This is a genomic window from Ruegeria sp. D7 (genome assembly GCF_056534355.1).
In genome coordinates this window covers 116332-133727 of sequence record NZ_JBQFPG010000008.1, presented here as the reverse complement: position 1 = coordinate 133727, position 17396 = coordinate 116332, and the positions used below count along the sequence as shown (strand labels likewise).

18 protein-coding genes are annotated in these 17396 nt (G+C 59.2%); 8 read left to right on the top strand and 10 right to left on the bottom strand.

The genetic code is table 11. The features are described 5' to 3' along the window. Positions 1–8: 8 nt before the first annotated feature. Genes ACRZ9U_RS13075 through ACRZ9U_RS13065 form a run of 3 tightly spaced genes read right to left on the bottom strand, consistent with a single transcriptional unit; the run spans position 9 to position 2529 of the window. Complete coding sequence (locus ACRZ9U_RS13075; RefSeq protein ID WP_170404929.1) at positions 9–425, bottom strand: GFA family protein; 417 nt, start codon at positions 423–425, stop codon at positions 9–11. Positions 426–452: 27 nt separating this feature from the next. Beyond that, positions 453–1826 (bottom strand): L-serine ammonia-lyase, encoded by a 1374-nt coding sequence (locus ACRZ9U_RS13070; RefSeq protein WP_170393564.1) that lies wholly within the window; start codon positions 1824–1826, stop codon positions 453–455. A gap of 1 nt (position 1827) precedes the next feature. Then, positions 1828–2529, bottom strand: coding sequence for a glutathione S-transferase family protein (locus tag ACRZ9U_RS13065; RefSeq protein WP_170404933.1), 702 nt, complete (start codon positions 2527–2529; stop codon positions 1828–1830). 167 nt (positions 2530–2696) lie between these two features. Here ACRZ9U_RS13065 and rpiA point away from each other — a divergent pair, with 167 nt between their 5' ends. The 6 genes from rpiA to ACRZ9U_RS13035 all read left to right on the top strand — a co-directional run bounded on the left by rpiA (position 2697) and on the right by ACRZ9U_RS13035 (position 8897). Further along, positions 2697–3482 carry a ribose-5-phosphate isomerase RpiA gene (gene rpiA / locus ACRZ9U_RS13060; RefSeq protein WP_170404935.1) on the top strand — a complete coding sequence of 262 codons (786 nt, stop codon included), beginning with the start codon at positions 2697–2699 and terminating at the stop codon, positions 3480–3482. A gap of 129 nt (positions 3483–3611) precedes the next feature. Further along, positions 3612–4970 carry a glutathione-disulfide reductase gene (gene gor, locus ACRZ9U_RS13055; RefSeq protein WP_170393558.1) on the top strand — a complete coding sequence of 453 codons (1359 nt, stop codon included), beginning with the start codon at positions 3612–3614 and terminating at the stop codon, positions 4968–4970. A gap of 72 nt (positions 4971–5042) precedes the next feature. Continuing rightward, positions 5043–6185, top strand: coding sequence for an FtsH protease activity modulator HflK (gene hflK, locus ACRZ9U_RS13050; RefSeq protein WP_170393723.1), 1143 nt, complete (start codon positions 5043–5045; stop codon positions 6183–6185). After that, the gene (gene hflC / locus ACRZ9U_RS13045; protein WP_170393556.1) at positions 6185–7081 is read left to right on the top strand and encodes a protease modulator HflC; all 897 of its coding nucleotides are present in this window, start codon (positions 6185–6187) and stop codon (positions 7079–7081) included. Before hflK ends, hflC begins: the two co-directional genes overlap by 1 nt. Continuing rightward, entirely contained in the window at positions 7081–7275 is a 195-nt protein-coding gene (locus ACRZ9U_RS13040) for a DUF2065 domain-containing protein (RefSeq protein WP_170393554.1), read from the top strand. The genes hflC and ACRZ9U_RS13040 overlap by 1 nt, the downstream gene beginning before the upstream one ends. A gap of 179 nt (positions 7276–7454) precedes the next feature. After that, positions 7455–8897, top strand: coding sequence for a Do family serine endopeptidase (locus ACRZ9U_RS13035; RefSeq protein ID WP_480503421.1), 1443 nt, complete (start codon positions 7455–7457; stop codon positions 8895–8897). A gap of 229 nt (positions 8898–9126) precedes the next feature. Here the strand turns inward: ACRZ9U_RS13035 and ACRZ9U_RS13030 are convergent, their stop codons facing one another. The 5 genes from ACRZ9U_RS13030 to ACRZ9U_RS13010 all read right to left on the bottom strand — a co-directional run bounded on the left by ACRZ9U_RS13030 (position 9127) and on the right by ACRZ9U_RS13010 (position 13354). Further along, entirely contained in the window at positions 9127–9795 is a 669-nt protein-coding gene (locus tag ACRZ9U_RS13030; protein ID WP_170393550.1) for a Crp/Fnr family transcriptional regulator, read from the bottom strand. Between the two features lie 109 nt (positions 9796–9904). Next, complete coding sequence (locus ACRZ9U_RS13025; protein ID WP_170393548.1) at positions 9905–10510, bottom strand: inner membrane-spanning protein YciB; 606 nt, start codon at positions 10508–10510, stop codon at positions 9905–9907. Between the two features lie 16 nt (positions 10511–10526). Further along, positions 10527–11429 (bottom strand): DMT family transporter, encoded by a 903-nt coding sequence (locus ACRZ9U_RS13020; RefSeq protein ID WP_170404938.1) that lies wholly within the window; start codon positions 11427–11429, stop codon positions 10527–10529. Between the two features lie 88 nt (positions 11430–11517). Continuing rightward, positions 11518–12657, bottom strand: coding sequence for a signal recognition particle-docking protein FtsY (gene ftsY / locus ACRZ9U_RS13015; RefSeq protein WP_170404941.1), 1140 nt, complete (start codon positions 12655–12657; stop codon positions 11518–11520). Positions 12658–12715: 58 nt separating this feature from the next. Continuing rightward, a complete protein-coding gene (locus tag ACRZ9U_RS13010; RefSeq protein ID WP_170404946.1) occupies positions 12716–13354 on the bottom strand; it encodes a lysoplasmalogenase in 639 nt (212 codons plus the stop codon). A 141-nt stretch (positions 13355–13495) separates the two neighbouring features. Here ACRZ9U_RS13010 and ACRZ9U_RS13005 point away from each other — a divergent pair, with 141 nt between their 5' ends. Further along, positions 13496–13891: a hypothetical protein gene (locus ACRZ9U_RS13005; RefSeq protein WP_170404949.1), complete on the top strand. Its 396-nt coding sequence runs from the start codon at positions 13496–13498 to the stop codon at positions 13889–13891. On the opposite strand, the gene ACRZ9U_RS13000 is transcribed toward ACRZ9U_RS13005, so the two are convergent. Together ACRZ9U_RS13000 and xseA are read right to left on the bottom strand one after the other, a co-directional pair. Next, positions 13867–14529 (bottom strand): glutathione S-transferase family protein, encoded by a 663-nt coding sequence (locus tag ACRZ9U_RS13000; RefSeq protein ID WP_170404953.1) that lies wholly within the window; start codon positions 14527–14529, stop codon positions 13867–13869. The genes ACRZ9U_RS13005 and ACRZ9U_RS13000 overlap by 25 nt on opposite strands. 3 nt (positions 14530–14532) lie before the next feature. Continuing rightward, entirely contained in the window at positions 14533–16017 is a 1485-nt protein-coding gene (xseA, locus tag ACRZ9U_RS12995) for an exodeoxyribonuclease VII large subunit (RefSeq protein WP_170404956.1), read from the bottom strand. A gap of 74 nt (positions 16018–16091) precedes the next feature. On the opposite strand from xseA, the gene purD reads away from it, so the two are divergent. Further along, positions 16092–17354, top strand: a complete 1263-nt coding sequence (gene purD, locus ACRZ9U_RS12990; RefSeq protein ID WP_170393534.1) for a phosphoribosylamine--glycine ligase — start codon at positions 16092–16094, stop codon at positions 17352–17354. Positions 17355–17396: the final 42 nt, after the last annotated feature.

Sequence of the window (17396 nt, the reverse complement as noted above, 5' to 3'; positions counted from 1 at the left end):
CTCTGATCTCAGGTGTCGGGCAGGGGTTGGACTTTGGTGTAATCCGGGCCGATGCAGGTGGGCAGGCCGTCACCAAGCTGCAGCCAGCTAAGCTTTTCCTCGTGCGCGACATGCAAGGTTGGGCTGAGTGCTTCGGGTTTTTCCAGCGTCGCCACATAGAGGTGCATAACATCCGACATCACAGTCGAGCGGAAGGAGATTGGCGTGCCGCAATGGGGGCAGAAACTGCGCTCGACTCCGGGGGAGGAGTTGAACCGTTTTGGCTGTTCCCCGGTCCAGCGCCAATTGCCGTCGCGCACCCCGAAATAGGTGGTCATCGGGGCCGCGCATTGGCGACGGCAGCTGTCGCAATGGCAGGTGACACAGGACAGAACCGGAGGGTCAACCTCGTATCCAATCTTGCCGCACAGGCAATGTCCGCGCATGTCACCCCACTTGTTCTTGCTGTCAGATCAGCAGTTCGGCACGTTGACGGCCAACCCGCCCAAAGATGTTTCCTTGTATTTCTCGTGCATATCCTCGCCGGTCTGGCGCATAGTTTCAATGGCCGCGTCCAAAGGCATAAAGTGCTTGCCGTCGCCACGCAGGGCCAGCGAGGCCGCCGAGACGGCCTTGATCGCGCCCAATCCGTTACGCTCGATACACGGCACCTGCACAAGGCCCGCGACTGGGTCGCAGGTCATGCCAAGGTGATGTTCCAACGCGATCTCGGCGGCGTTTTCAACCTGCTCAGGCGTACCGCCCATCACGGCGCACATGCCTGCCGCAGCCATGGCTGACGCGCTGCCAACCTCGGCCTGACAGCCCGCTTCAGCGCCCGAGATCGAAGCGTTGAACTTGACCAGACCACCGATGGCGGCGGCGGTCAGCAGGAAATCCTCGATATGGCTTTCGGACGCGCCGGGCACGTGATCGAGGTAATAGCGCAGAACTGATGGCAGCACGCCTGCCGCGCCATTTGTAGGGGCGGTGACAACCTGCCCACCGGCTGCGTTTTCCTCGTTCACGGCCATGGCGTAAACGCTCATCCAGTCGTTGATCGTATGCGGGGCATTCAGGTTCATGCCGCGTTCTGCCAGAAGGGCATCGTGAATGCCTTTGGCGCGGCGGCGCACGCTGAGACCACCGGGCAGGATGCCATCCGTTTTTAGCCCACGCTCGATGCAGTCATTCATGACCTGCCAAAGACGCGCGGTGCCTTTGGCAAAGCTATCCGCGCAACCGCGCGCGATCTCATTTTCGCGCTTCATTTGAGCGATGCTTTTACCGTTGTCTTTGGCCATTTGCAGCATTTCGGCGGCGGATTTGAACGGGAAGGGCACAGGCGCACCTTCGTCAGTTGCCTTGCCTTCGGCCAATTCCTCTTCCGTAAGAACAAATCCTCCACCGATGGAGTAGTAGACCTGACGCAGGATGACATCGCCTTGTGCGTCAGTGGCCATCAGGATCATACCATTGGCATGACCGGGCAGATTGTTGTCGTAGTCGAAGATCAGATCGGCTTTGGGATCAAAGCTCAGCGTCGGCAGGCCTTCGGGTGTCACCGTATGGGATTCTGCGATAGCTGCCAGTGTGGCTTCGGCCTTGTCGTTGTCATAGGTGTCGGGCACAAACCCGGCGAGGCCCAGAATGGTAGCGCGGTCGGTGGCGTGGCCGACGCCGGTAAAGGCCAGCGAGCCGTGCAACGAGCCGCGCAGGCCCGAAAACTCGAACGGTGAGGCGCGCATCAGGTCAAGGAACCGTGCAGCGGCCACCATCGGACCCATGGTGTGGGAAGAAGATGGGCCGATGCCCACTTTGAACATATCGAAGACAGAGAGAAACATATCAGGTAGCTGAGCCTTCTGGAGGGTTGGCGTAGGTCGGCGAGGTGAAGGGAGTGACCCCCAGCCCCTCGGCGGCAATAGCTGCGCGGGTCGACGGGTTTGATTCTAGCTGCATCAGGATTTTTTGCAGATAAGGCGTGTCGGCGAGTTGATACCAGCTGCGGTCCGCCTTAGCGGGATAGAGCGCCATCCAGCGCATCATGCAGGACACATATATCGTCAGGACTGAAGGGTGATCAGCACTGAACCAGTCGGGCGCTTTTTGGGCTTGAGCATCCAGCAGATTCAGGTGCTGCCGCAGCCGCGGGCGGATGCCGGAGCGTAGTGTATCGGACTGATCAGCAGCGATGTATTTCTCGGCATAGAACAGCATTCGCAGATCGGCATGCAGGGTATTAGAGGCGAAGAATAGCCACTTCAGGAATGCCGCCCGATCAGGGCTGACCTGTGTCGGGGCCAATTGCCCATGCGTATCAGCCAGCCACAGCAGGATTGCGGCGGTCTCGAAGATCGGACCCTGGGGCGTCTCCAGCACCGGGATCAGCCCGTTCGGATTCAACGCCCGATACGCCGCACTATTCTGTGCATCGCGGGCGCGATCGACCAGTATGGTCTCATAGGGCAGGCCCATCTCTTCCAGCGCCAGTCGGATCACCAGCGAGGCGTTGTCGGGGGCGTAGTGCAGGCGGTATGGCGATTCCATGGCGACTATCTAGGGGGTCTGGCGATCACAATAGAGGCTGATTGCGACGTTTCCTATCGGAAACGCGTATTTCAGCGACATGTTAGCACAGGTATGAAGTGTTTTGCCTCTCGCAGTTGCGCGGGGCATTCCGTATAAGTCTGGCAGTATTCTTGGGGGAAGCTGCCATGACCAGAGACTTGTCGCCCATCGACAAAGCGAAATACGTTGCTGCCTGTCGCGCCGCCGATCTTGTTCAGGACGGGATGCGTGTGGGATTGGGGACAGGCTCGACCGCCGCGTGGTTTGTGCGCCGCCTGGGTGAACGGGTGCGCGATGGAGGGTTGAAAATCAAGGGCGTTCCGACGTCGACCGCGACGGCGCAATTGGCGCGGGAAGAAGGGATCGAGGTCGTCTCGCTGGATCAGGCCGGCTGGTTGGACCTGACAATCGACGGCGCGGATGAGTTTGATGGCGAGTTCAACCTGATCAAGGGCGGTGGTGCTGCGCTGTTGCAGGAAAAGATTGTGGCCACAGCCAGCGATCAGATGGTGGTGATCGCGGATGCAGGCAAAGAGGTTGAGACGCTGGGCGCATTCCCTCTGCCGGTCGAGGTGATCCCGTTCGGCTGGCAGACCACCCGCACCCTGATTGAAGAGGCGCTGGACACGATGGATGTGCTGGGCACCTCGGTCACTTTGCGCATGAACGGTGAAGCACCCAAGGTTACGGATGAGGGCAATCACATTCTGGACCTGCATCTCAAGCGGATCGGCAATGCCCGCCAACTGGCACTGGTGATGAATCAGATCCCGGGTGTGGTCGAAAATGGGCTGTTCATTGATATTTGCGACAAGGTTGTCATTGGTTATGGCGATGGCCGGGTCGAATTGCGTGATATCAATGAGGGTACAGTCCTGACCGATATGCTGGGCGACGCCGGGGACAACCTGTTTTCTGATCTGGCGGACTAAAGATCAGGCAGGTGGCGCGATAAACTGCAGAAGAAAAATCACTATTTCCCGCGTCAGGGGTTGGCAGTTCAGGATTTGCGCCCAGATATCCAGTGAATTTTGGACACGCGGAATAAAAGGAACTCGTACATGAGCTTTGACTATGATCTGTTCGTCATCGGAGGCGGCTCGGGCGGAGTTCGCGCGGCACGGGTGGCGGCGGGTGAAAACGGCGCCAAGGTGGCTCTGGCGGAAGAGGATCGTTACGGCGGAACCTGCGTGATCCGTGGCTGTGTACCCAAGAAGCTGATGGTTTTCGCTAGCGAGTTCGCGGATACGGTCGGGGACGCGCAGGCTTATGGCTGGGACATGCAGCCGGGTGCGTTCAACTGGAACACTTTCAAAGTTAAGCTGCACGCAGAGCTCGATCGGTTGGAAGGTATCTACCGCAATATCCTGAAGAACAATGGTGTCGAGAGTTTCGACCAGCGCGCCCATGTCGTTGATCCGCATACGGTGGAACTGGCTGATGGTACCCGCAAGACAGCCAAGCATATTCTTGTCGCAACGGGCGGTCGTCCGGTTGTACCCGAGTTCCCCGGATCTGATCTTGCGATCACCTCGAATGAGATTTTCCACCTGGAGGAACTGCCCGAATCCATGCTGATCGTTGGCGGTGGATATATCGCCTGTGAATTTGCCGGGATCATGAATGGGATGGGGGTCAAAACGACTCAGTTCTATCGCGGGGCGCAGATTCTGCGGGGCTTTGATGATGAGGCGCGCGGGCTGATCAGTGAAGAGATGTGCCAGAACGGGATCGACCTGCATCTGGGTACCAACGTGCTTGAGATGAAAAAGCAAGGCGACAAAATCTGGGTGAAGGCCACAAATGGCTCCGAGCAGCTATTCGACGTTGTGATGTATGCCACGGGCCGCGCGCCGAATGCGGATGATCTGGGGCTTGAGGCTTTGGGCGTCGCGCGCGGTCGCAAGGGTGAGATCATCGTGGATGAGTACAGCCAGACCGGCGTGCCCTCGATCTTTGCCATTGGCGATGTAACGGATCGGGTGAACCTGACCCCTGTGGCGATCCGCGAAGGCATGGCCTTTGTCGAGACCGTCTTTAAAGGCAATCCAACGCCCGTTGATCACGAACTGATCCCGACCGCGATCTTTACCCAGCCGGAAATGGGTACTGTGGGCCTCAGCGAGGAAGCGGCTGCGGAACAGGAACCGATTGAGGTTTATGCGACCTCATTCAAGCCCATGCAGAAGGCGTTTGCCGGAGGCACACAGCGCGTGCTGATGAAGCTGATCGTGTCGCAAGAGACGCGGAAAATCCTCGGCTGTCACATCGTTGCGCCGGGCGCGGGTGAGATGATCCAACTTGCCGGAATTGCCGTAAAGATGGGTGCCACCAAAGAAGATTTCGACCGTACGGTTGCAGTTCATCCGGTGATGGCCGAAGAACTGGTGACAATGCGGCAACCTGTGCGCACGGCTTGATTTGCAAGCGCGCGCACACACGTTACAAGGGAACCCGTGATCACACGGTCCAACACAAGGGAAAAGATACATATGGCGGGCAACAGCGGCGGCCCCTGGGGGGGCGGAGGCTCATCCGGAGGCGGAGGAAATCGGGGTAACAACGGGGATGGGCGCAAGCCCCCCGAAGGTGACGGCCCGCAGATCCCCGAGATCGATGAGCTGATGAAAAAGGGCCAGGAACAGCTGCGCGTCCTGATGGGCGGTCGTGGCGGCGGTGGCCGTGGTACAAATGGTTCGGGCGGCGGCGGTGGCCCCGCGTTTACCAAAGGGACCGTTGCGATCGGTCTGTTGGTTGCGGCAGGTCTGTGGGGGCTAGCAAGCTTTTATACAGTCAAACCCGAAGAACAATCTGTCGAACTGTTTCTGGGTGAGTTCTCGGCTGTCGGAAATCCGGGTCTGAACTTTGCGCCTTGGCCTTTTGTGACCGCCGAGGTCATTCCGGTCACCCGCGAACAGAACGAAGACATGGGCGGTGCCCGTGGCAGCGACGATGGTCTGATGCTGACCGGCGACGAGAATGTGGTCGATATCGACTATCAGGTTGTCTGGAACATCAATGACCCGGCGAAATTCCTGTTCAACCTGCGTGATCCGCGCCAGACAATCCGCGCCGTGTCTGAATCGGCGATGCGCGAGATTATTGCGCAGAGCGAACTTGCGCCGATCCTGAACCGGGATCGCGGTATCATTGCTGATCGCCTGCAGGAACTGATCCAAGAGACAATGGACAGCTACGATTCGGGTGTAAACATCGTTCGTGTGAACTTTGACAAGGCTGATCCACCGCAGGACGTGATTGCCGCGTTCCGCGACGTTCAGGCCGCCGCGCAGGAGCGTGACAGGTTGCAGAACGTCGCTGACGCCTATGCCAACCGCGTTCTCGCTGAGGCGCGTGGTGAAGCCGCGCAGGTACTGGAAGAGGCTGAAGCTTATCGTGCCCAGCAGATCAACGGCGCACAGGGTGAAGCCAGCCGCTTTAGCGCGGTTTTGGAGGAATATTCCAAAGCACCTGATGTGACCCGCAAACGTCTGTATCTGGAACGCATGGAGCAGGTGCTGGGTGATGTGGACAAGATCATTCTGGATGAAAACTCGACAGGATCGGGGCAGGGCGTTGTGCCTTATCTGCCGCTCAACGAGTTGCGCCGTAACCCTGCAGGGGAGAGCAACTGATGCGTAAGACAACGTTTATTCTGCCGATCATCTTTCTTGCGATAGTCGGTGTTCTGTCCTCGATCTTCATCGTGGACGAGCGTGAACGCGCTCTGGTTCTGCAATTTGGTCGCGTTGTTGCGGTTAAGGAAGATCCGGGGCTGGCATTCAAAATCCCGCTGATTCAGGAAGTGGTGCGGTATGACGACCGTATCCTGTCGATTGACGTTCAGCCGCTGGAAGTGACGCCTCTGGACGATCGTCGTCTGGTGGTCGATGCCTTCGCACGCTACCGGATTTCTGATCTGGAACAGTTCCGTCAGGCCGTTGGTGTCGGCGGTATCCCGGTTGCCGAGGATCGTCTGGACCGCATTCTGCGCGCCGAAACCCGCGAAGTGCTGGGTTCGGTTTCGTCCCGAGACATCCTGAGTTCGGATCGTGCCGCGCTGATGCTGCGTATCCGCAACAGCGCGATTGCACAGGCACGTGCGCTGGGCGTGAACGTAATCGACGTGCGTCTGAAGGCGACCGATCTGCCGCAGGCCAACCTTGAGGCGACTTTTGACCGGATGAAGGCGGAACGTGAACGTGAAGCGACCGACGAACGCGCCCGCGGTAACGAAGCCGCGCAGCGAGTGCGCGCGCAGGCCGACCGGACCGTGGTTGAACTGGTTTCCGACGCCAACCGTGAGGCCGAGATCATTCGCGGTGAGGCCGATGCCGAACGCAACGCGATCTTCGCCGAAGCCTATGGTGCCGATCCGGAATTCTTTGAATTCTACCGGTCGCTCACTGCTTACGAGAACGCTCTGCAAGGCAGCAACAGCTCGTTGATCCTGAGCCCGGACTCGGAGTTCTTCAACTACCTTGCTTCTCCGACCGGGCGTCGGGCACCGGCAGCTGCGGCCGCTGAGTGATGGGCATGATCCTTCTGGCCTTCGGGCTGGTACTGATTGTCGAGGGGCTGGCCTATGCGCTGGCCCCTTCGCTTATTGAACGCATGCTTGAGGCGCTGCGCGCGTTGCCGGAACAGGCGCGGCGGCTGGTCGGGCTGCTTTGTGTGGTCAGTGGGCTGGTGCTGCTGTGGGGCGCATATCAGGTCGGTTTTTGATGCGATGGTTTCACGCACCGGTGATTTCCCCGCGATCCCGAGTTGCGGGCCGGGACAAACTGACTACATTGGTTGCAAAGAAGGGCATCCGGGTGATGCCAACAGAGAATTAGTCAACAAGGAGACCCCAAGTGCAGGCTAAGGCGCGCAGTGTGTCCGTCCGACGGGACGATTTTGTTATGAAGATGCGGCTGATGTGGCTGACCTTAGTGGGGGTGCTGCTGGTTTTGGCTCAATCTGTGTCCGCGCAGGCGCGGGGTGATAGCCTGGCGCCGCTGGCTGAACAGATTAGCCCTGCGGTGGTCAATATCACCACGTCGACGCTGATCGAAGGCCAGACTGGCCCGCAAGGGATCGTGCCTGAGGGCTCACCATTCGAAGACTTTTTCCGAGAGTTTCAGGATCGCAATGGCGGGGACAATGAAAATCGTCCACGTCGCAGCAATGCGCTGGGCTCGGGCTTCGTGATCTCGGAAGACGGCTATATCGTCACCAACAATCACGTGATTGCCGAAGCCGATGAGATATTGGTCGAGTTTTTTCCCGGTGATGGCCAGCCCGCGAAAGATTTGGTTGCCAAGGTAATCGGCCGGGACGAAAAGACCGACATCGCGCTGCTGAAAGTCGAGGCGGAAGGGCCGCTGAAATACGTGCAGTTCGGTGACAGCGACATTGCCCGCGTGGGCGATTGGGTGATCGCGATGGGGAACCCGCTGGGGCAAGGCTTTTCGGTGTCAGCAGGGATTATCTCGGCCCGGAATCGGGCACTGAGCGGGTCATATGATGACTACATCCAGACCGATGCTGCGATCAACCGGGGCAACTCGGGTGGGCCGCTGTTCAACATGAATGGCGAGGTGATCGGCGTAAATACTGCGATCCTGTCGCCCAATGGCGGCTCGATCGGGATTGGTTTCTCGATGGCTTCGAACGTGGTGATCAAGGTCGTTGATCAACTGCGTGAGTTCGGGGAGACCCGCCGCGGTTGGCTGGGTGTGCGCATTCAGGACGTGACCGAGGATATGGCCGAGGCGATGGGGCTGGACAAACCCGGAGGTGCGTTGATCAGCGATGTACCGGACGGCCCGGCAAAAGAAGCGGGCCTGCTGGCCGGAGACGTGATCATCAGCTTTGATGGCGTCGAGGTCGAGGATACACGCGGCCTTGTGCGGCAGGTGGGAGAGACCACCGTTGGCAAATCTGTGCGTGTGGTCGTGCACCGTGATGGAGGCACCCAGACCGTGCTGGTGACGCTGGGCCGCCGCGAAGACGCCGAACGTGCCGAGAACGGCGAAGAGCCGGAAGCCGAAACGCCGACGGAGGAAGACAAGGATATTCTTGGCCTGACCATCGCTCCGCTGGGGGATAGCCAGCGCGAGGAATTGGGTCTGGATGCCGACGCCGAAGGATTGTTGGTGACCAATGTTGATGAATCCTCGGAAGCCTTTGAAAAGGGTCTGCGCGCCGGTGATCTTATCACTGAGGCGGGGCAGCAGAAGGTGACTTCGATCACTGATCTGGAGACGCGGATGGATGAGGCGCGTGAAGCAGGACGCAAATCTCTGTTGCTGCTGGTGCGGCGGGGCGGGGAACCCCGGTTCGTAGCGCTGAGCCTAGAATAATAAACTCAGCGAACAGATCTGAAATTAGAAGGTCGGGATATTTTCCCGGCCTTTTTCATACTTTGTAAAGAAAAAAGCCATATGCCGGGGAAGGCATATGGCTCTGTACAGGGAGAGGTCGGTGGACAGATATCGGGGATGATAAAACCGACCTCCTACGGTAACGGGATTGACCTTAGGGCAATCTTAAAGCTGCGTATGTGAAGCGGATCACATCTGTGCCGAAAATTTAGATTAAATCGGATTCGGCCAGTTGCCGCAGCGCGTCAAAGTCGTGGATCTGCAGCCCGCCGCGCGAAGCTTCGACGACATTGTCGCGTTTCCATGTCGAAATGGTCTTTGACACTGCCTCACGCGTCGCACCGACAAATTCGGCCAATTCGCTCTGCGAAAGCGTGATACGTGCCGTTGGGCTGTCCTGTTGTCCTGCCAGGTGCAAAAGCTTGCGCGCCAGTCGGATCGGCATCGGCAGGAATACCTGCTCGTTCAATTGAGCGCCCATATAACGCATGCGAAGACCGGCCAAGCGGATCAGATCCACCGCAAGGTCAGGATGTTCCCGGATCTGCGCCATCATGTCTTTCTGGCGAACGCGCAGGACTTTGGAGGGCTCAGCTGCTGTTACGGTTGCGGTGCGGGGACCGCTGTCGAACAACGCGATTTCCCCGAACACCTCACCTGGGCGCATCATGCTGAGAGACAGCTTGCGCCCGCTCGACGCAAGAAATGACACTTCGAGCGCACCGGAAAGAATGGCATAGAGCGCATCGCCTTCATCGTCCTGCTCGAACAGGACATCGCCCCGATCCAATGTGACTTCGGTGGCCTGGGCTGCCAGCATGGTGCGCAGCTCTTCAGAGGCTTCGGACAGGAATCCACTGTTGGGAAATGCCATCATTCGGGCGCTGATCTCCGGGGTTGAGTGGTGCGGGTGGTGACCCAACTTTTCACAGCTTCAAGCTTAAGCCAAGAAATTTTGTTAGCTTGTTACGCTTGGGCAAGAACAGTTATTGCTTGTCGGGATCATCCATATAGCTTTGCAGCAGGTTGAACTGCATCATCAGAAACGCCATCAAGGCAATGGGAAAGCCGAAGGTTTCGATCTTGACCCATAGGTCCGTTGACATCGTGCGCCAGACCAATTCATTGGCTGCGGCCAGTACTGCGAAACAGGCACACAGACGCCGGGTGAGGATCATCCAGCCCTCGTGCTGCATGGGTAGCATCTCGTCCAGAACATATGCCAGGTAGGATTTCCCCTGCAAAAGCCCGATCCCGAGGATGGCGGAAAAGAAGCCATAGACCAGCGTTGTTTTCATCTTGAAAAACCGCTCATCATTGAACCACGCGGTGAGGCCGCCGAAGAAAATCACCATGAATGCGGTGAAAATCTGCATCCGGCTGAGTTTGCCCGTCAGGTACCAGAGGATGCCCATGGCAGCCAGCATCAGCGGCACGAACAGGATGGTGGCGACGATGAACCCAGAATACTCGGTGCCGCCGATCACGAAATTGTCATCACGCAGGCGCAGGTAGATGAAGAAGAAGGCCAGTGGGGGGCCAAGTTCCAGTACCTGTTTGAGGAATGGGTTGATGTCTTTTTTCTCTGCCATGATTCCAACCTGCTGCTTACCCGCCCATTTCAACTATTACGGCGCCGAGTGCAATCAATGCCATCAACGCAATGCGTCTGGGGCCGACAGTTTCTTTCAGCACCAGCCAGCCGATGAGTGCTGCGAAAACGGTGGAGGTTTCGCGCAGGACCGCCGCCTCTCCGACCTTGTCCAGTCGCGTGGCCAGCATGATGGCACCGAAGGACATCGGCGCGATGATGCCGCCCGCGAACCCGCGAAGCATCAGAGGTCCAAGCGCGGGGCGGTGGATCATTGCGCGGTATCTGAGCGCAGCATAGATCGGCATCGCGGCCCCGTCGATCATGAAGAACCACGCAAGGAAGGTGAACGGATCGGCCGTAGCGCGGATACCGTAGGCATCATATGTCGTATAGAGCGCCACGAAGAGGCCCGTGACGACCGCCAGCACCAGCGCGATTTGCAGCGTATCACGATTGGCCTCAAGGTAGCGCAGGTTATAGGCGGCAAGGCCAAAGATGCCCGCGAGAAGCGTCGCTACTCCTAGCCATTGGATGGCCGAAAAGGTTTCACCGAACAAAAGATAAGCTCCGATCACGGTGAAGAGCGGGCCAGTACCGCGCACGACCGGATAGACAACGGTATAGGAGCCTTTGGTGTAGGCCATCGCCTGCAGCACCTTATAGCCGATATGGATCAGCCAGACGACGCCAAAGATCGGCCACATGTAAGGTTCGGGCCATGGCACGATAAAGAAGGCGAATGGCATCGCCATAAGGCAGTAGCAGGCATCGATCGCCCCGCGCGACATCCACGGGTCGTGGCGGCCTTTTTGCAGTGCACCGAAAACCGCATGCAGGAAGGCCGCCATCAGAGCGAGCGCGAGGGCGAGTTGGTGGCCTGCTTCGGTGCCTTCGAGGGAGATCAGCCAGTCGCTCAAATCGGGGCTTTCGCTTGGGCGGAGAGAGTGGGGGGCTGTCTGCCCCCCACGCCCCCCGAAGGTATTTTCGGCCAGATGAAGGGGCGGATCAGGATTGTAGGCCCGTAAGGGCGGCGGCGAATTCTTCGGGATCAAACGGGGCGAGGTCGTCGATTTGCTCACCGACACCAATGGCGTGGATCGGAAGGCCGAACTTGTCGGCGAGGGCGACCAGCACGCCGCCTTTGGCGGTTCCGTCCAGTTTGGTCATCACGAGGCCCGAGACATCGGCCAGTTTGCGGAAGGTTTCGACCTGACTGAGGGCGTTTTGCCCGGTGGTGGCGTCCAGCACCAGCAGAGTGTTGTGCGGTGCGGTGTCGTCAACCTTGCGGATGACGCGGACGATTTTGGCCAGCTCTTCCATCAGGTCGGCGCGGTTTTGCAGGCGGCCTGCTGTGTCGATCATCAGCAGGTCGGCACCTTCGTTCTGCGCTTTGGTCAGCGCATCAAAGGCCAGCGAAGCAGGGTCGGAGCCTTCGGGGGCGGTGAGCACTGGAACGCCTGCGCGGTCACCCCAGACCTGCAGCTGCTCGACGGCGGCGGCGCGGAATGTGTCTCCGGCGGCGATGACGACTTTCTTGCCGGCGGCTTTGAACTGGCTGGCAAGCTTACCGATTGTCGTAGTTTTGCCCGAACCGTTGACGCCAACAACCAGCACCACTTGCGGGCGTTTGGGGTAGATCGGCATTGGTTTGGCCACGGGTTCCATCACGCGGGCAACCTCCTGCGCCAGCAGCTGTTTGATTTCCTGGGTCGAGAGTTTGCGACCAAAGCGGCCCTCGGCCATGTTGGACGTAACGCGCAAGGCGGTGTCGACACCCATATCCGAGGCGATCAGAAGCTCTTCGAGTTGCTCCAGCATGTCGTCATCCAGCGTGCGGCGGACAACGGTCTTGGATTCATTTCGGCCGAACAGGCGACCCATCAAGCCCTTGGATTCCGGAACCTCTGGGGGTGGAGGCGCCGGTGTGGGATCAGCCGGGATCGGAGCGGGCGGCTCGACCGGTTGGGGCGCGGGCGTGGGTTCCGGCACTTCGGGAACCGGTTGCGGTTCGGGCTCAGGTTCGGGGATCACCGGATCAGGATTTGGGGTTTCCTCGCCGCCATCCTCGACAATTGCATCCAGCCCCTCTTCGAGGCGCGATGAGGATTTGAACAGCTTGTCCTTGAGCTTTGAGAAAAACGCCATTTTTGATCTCCGCAGGTGTTCCCCTCACCTAATGTGGATTGAAGGCAGTTGCAAAGGGTCAGGTGAAGGCGATCAGAAACCCGGCTTGGGCAGCCCAGTAAAGCGGCCAGACCAGATAGGGCGTAAGCTTCAGGGGCGGGTGATTGGCAGGTAGCAGGAACTTTTCAGTCGCAAGCGCCAGGTCCGAGGCGATGAAGGCCATCGCGGCGGGAAGGGCCCAGCGTAAGGCTCCAGTTTCGGGAAGGGCAAGAACGGTGATGCCCATGCCCAGGATGATTGGAATATAAGCGAGGACGGGGATTTTGAGGTCTCCGGCGCGGGGGGTGAGCAGCGTGGCCATAACGATGCCCAGGATGATAAGGGACCAGAAGATCGCGGGGTGGTCGAAGATCAGTTCAGGGTTGCTGCTGGGGCTCATCAAAAACAAGGCGATATAGGCCATATGCCCCGCAGCAAATGCACCGATGCCTGCCATGAATGTGCTGTCGGTTTCGCGTGACAGAAGGGCATCGCCTATCGCGCAGAAGGTGAGGGCGAGGATCAGGAGCCATGGCGCGCTTGCCAGTATGGCGACACCTGCCAGCAGCACGACCGATGCTGTTTTCAGCGTGCTACGCAGGGTGCCGGCCGGGCGCGTAGTAAGTGGCAGGTAGGTCAGCGCGCAGGCCGCCGCAATCCAGAAAAGAAGTGTCGTCATGGTGCGTCCCCGATGTTTTTGAGGCAATCATCGCCATGATCTCGGCGGTGCATCAAGGCGTGACGTGGAGTTATCTTGCCGATCGCCACGATGTGGAAAGGTTGAATGGCACTTGTGGGTTGCTTCTGACACAGTGTGACCATGATCCGAACTTGCATGATTCTGCTGACCCTTTTCGCTCAGCCCGTTGCGGCACAGTCGCCTCTGACAGGGCCTGAATTCGATGCGTATACGCGTGGGAAGACCTTGTATTACGGGTTCGATGGGCAGGCCTACGGGGTTGAACGGTATCTGCCAGACCGCCGAGTCATCTGGTCATTTCTGGATGGCAATTGCATGAACGGAGTTTGGTACGAGCAGGAAGATCAGATCTGTTTCATCTATGAGGATCAACTGGCGCCGCAATGCTGGGTTTTCTGGCAATCCGGGGGCGGTTTGATCGCACAATTCGAGGGCGATCCGACAGCGACCGAGTTGTACGAGGCCGAGGATATTGGCGAAGAGATGTTGTGCTACGGACCGGATGTCGGGGTCTGAAATGGTCGCAGGTCTTCATAGTCCAGCATGACGTGATGTTGAAACGCGGGCCTTTCGGTTAGCCGTTCATAGTATCGACGCAGATGCGGTAACGGTGCGCGGATGATGTCGATATCGTAGTAGCGGTAAAGGACGTGGCCGAACTGTATATCCGCCAGTGTAAATTGCTCACCCGCAAGGAACGTGTTTTGGTCCAGCTCCTTGTCTGCGATTGCCAGTTTGATTTCCAAATCGCTGACGGCCCGATGGATCGCTGTTTGGTCCTGCTGTTCAACGGGTGTTCGCACAATTTGCCAGAACACCGGAACGGTAAACGCCATCGCCACGTTGAGTTTCGCCCATTCGGCCCATTTGTCGATCGTGGCGCGCCGGGCAGGATCTGAAGGCCAGAATGCCTGTTCGCCATATTGGGTGGCCAGATATCGCAGGATGGCGCCGGTTTCCCAAAGCGGTGGGTTGTCGCCATCTTGCAGGACGGGGATGGTTTTGTTTGGGTTCAGTGCCCGAAACGCTGCAGTGTCCAGCCCGCCGAAGCGATGGCCAAGATCGTGACGCTGGTATTCTAGGCCAAGCTCACCCACGCACCACATTAGGGCCTGAACGTTCGAGGATGTATTACGGCCCCAGATCGTCAACATCGGTCAGAACAACGATCCCTGATCAGGAGGTGCCTGTTTGGATTTCTTGGGTGGCGCCTTGCCCGCAGCCCCGGTCCTGAGGCGACCGTCAGCGAATTCGATCTCAAGAACAGCGTGACCGGAGGCTTGAGCTTTGGTTGTGATGACCTCTCCTTCGGCGCGCACGACGGCGTAGCCACGCCCGAGCGTCGCCTTGTAGCTCAGCGTTTCACGTAGGCGGTCGGTGGCGTCCATCTGCTGGCGCAGGCGGTCCAATCGCGTGGATTGCCCGGTGTTCAGGCGTTCGGATAGGCGATTCAGAGCGTCGCGCCGTGTTTCCAGCTCGCGCTGGATCGGGCGCAGTGACAGGCGTGAGGACAGGTTGCGCCAGCGATCGCGGCGGGTTTCGACAAAGCTGCGCAGGGTCGAGGGGCGCAGACGCGCCGCACTGTCCAGCAGTTTGACGCGGCGGTTCTGAACACCCCGGATCAGCGCGTTGGGCAGGCGTTCCGAGATTTGGTCGAGCCTTTGGCGCGGGCTTTCCAGCAGTGTATCGGGGCGGGGCAGGGCTCGGGACAGGTCGCGCAGACGCTGGCTGCGGCGTTGCACGGCATCCGTTGAGGCGCGCGACAGGCGGGCCCCTTGTTCGTTGGTCCAAGCCAGCAGTTCCATGCGGACCGGTACGGCAAGTTCGGCAGCGGCGGTTGGCGTAGGCGCGCGGCGGTCCGAGACATAGTCGATCAGGGTGGTGTCCGTCTCGTGCCCGACGGCCGAGATCAGCGGGATTTCTGAGGCTGCAGTCGCGCGCGCGACGCTTTCTTCGTTGAAGCCCCAGAGGTCTTCTATGGACCCACCGCCGCGCGCGACGATAATCAGGTCGGGTCGCGGGAGGGCCCCGCCCGGTGTGAGTTGATTGAAGCCTTCGATGGCGCGGGTCACTTCGGGGGCACAGTTTGCCCCCTGAACCGCGACGGGCCAGATCAGTACTTTGCGCGGGAACCGATCACGCAGCCGATGCAAGATGTCTCGGATCACCGCACCGGAGGGCGAAGTGACAACGCCGATGATCTGCGGCAAGTAGGGCAGGGGTTTCTTGCGTTCAGCCGCAAACAAGCCTTCGGATTCGAGCTGCTTTTTGCGCTTTTCCAGCAATGCCATCAGCGCGCCTTGCCCGGCGACGGCGACTTCATCGACATTCAGGTTGTATTTCGACTGGGCTCCAAAAGCTGTCAGGCGCCCGGTGACGACAACCTCGAGGCCTTCTTCGGGAACAACTGAAAGACCAGAAATCTGCCCTTTCCAAGTTGTGCAGGCCAGCACGTTCCGGTCGTCCTTTATGTCGTAATACAGATGACCCGAGCGGGCCTTGAACACGCGGCCCACTTCTCCACGCACACGGATTCGGCCAAAGGTGCCCTCGAGCGTGCGCTTCACCTCGCCCGAGATGTCCGAGACAGTGTATTCGGGGGTGTTCTGACCCGGAATCGGGTCATCTAGCAGGTCGGTCATTTCAGCGCCTTGTGTCAAATCTCTGCGCAGCTTAGAACGCCGCGCAGGCAAGGCCAAGCAGATCGGAGCGTTTCATGAATATCCTCATTCTCGGCAGCGGTGGACGCGAGCACAGTCTGGCTTGGGCGGTGATGCAAAACCCCAAATGTGATCGCCTGATTGTGGCGCCGGGGAATGCCGGGATCGCCCAGATCGCAGAGTGCGCGGCGTTGGATATCGAGGATGGCGGTGCTGTGGTCAACTTTGCCGAGGAAAACGCGATTGATTTCGTGATCGTTGGCCCCGAAGCGCCTTTGGCTGCAGGGGTTGCTGACCGGCTGCGCGAAGCGGGTGTGCTGGTTTTCGGGCCCTCGGCAGAAGCGGCGCGGCTGGAGGCCTCAAAAAGTTTCACCAAGGAAATCTGTGACGCATCCGGCGCGCCGACGGCGGGTTATGCCCGGTTCACCGAGGCTGAGCCCGCCAAGGAATACATCCGTGCGCAGGGGGCCCCGATCGTGGTCAAGGCCGATGGGCTGGCTGCCGGGAAGGGCGTGATCGTTGCGATGGACGAGCAAACCGCCCTGGACGCGATTGACGACATGTTCGGCGGAGCCTTTGGTGGCGCGGGGGCCGAAGTGGTGATCGAGGAGTTCATGGAGGGCGAGGAGGCGTCTCTGTTCGTGCTCTGTGACGGAGAGGATATCCTGTCGATCGGCACAGCGCAGGATCACAAGCGCGTCGGCGAGGGCGATACCGGGCTGAACACTGGGGGGATGGGCGCCTATTCTCCGGCCCCGGTGCTGAGCGCCGAGATCGAGGCCCTTGCGATGGATCAGATCGTGCGTCCGACGGTGGCCGAGATGAAGCGGCGCGGGACACCGTTTCAGGGTGTGCTCTACGCAGGTTTGATGATCAAGGATGGTCAGCCCAGATTAGTGGAGTACAACGTGCGGTTCGGAGATCCCGAATGTCAGGTGCTGATGATGCGCCTTGGCGCTCAGGCCATGGACCTGATGCACGCGGCGGCCGAGGGTCGCTTGGCTGAGACGCGGGTGAACTGGGCCGACGATCACGCCATCACGATCGTGATGGCGGCAAAGGGGTATCCTGGTTCTTATGAAAAAGGCACTGTGATCAACGGCCTGGGCGATCTGGCCGAGGATAGTAGCAACATGGTATTCCACGCGGGGACAAAGGCGGCTGATGGAAAGGTTCAGGCCGCGGGTGGACGCGTTCTGAATGTGACTGCGCGTGGGGAAACGCTGAAAGACGCACGCGACCGGGCGTATGACATGGTTGAAGGTGTTGATTGGCCCGAAGGGTTCTTCCGTCGCGACATCGGCTGGCGCGCGCTTTAACTCAGCTGTCGGGCTGCGCCCGGCTTGATGATTTCGGGGCGA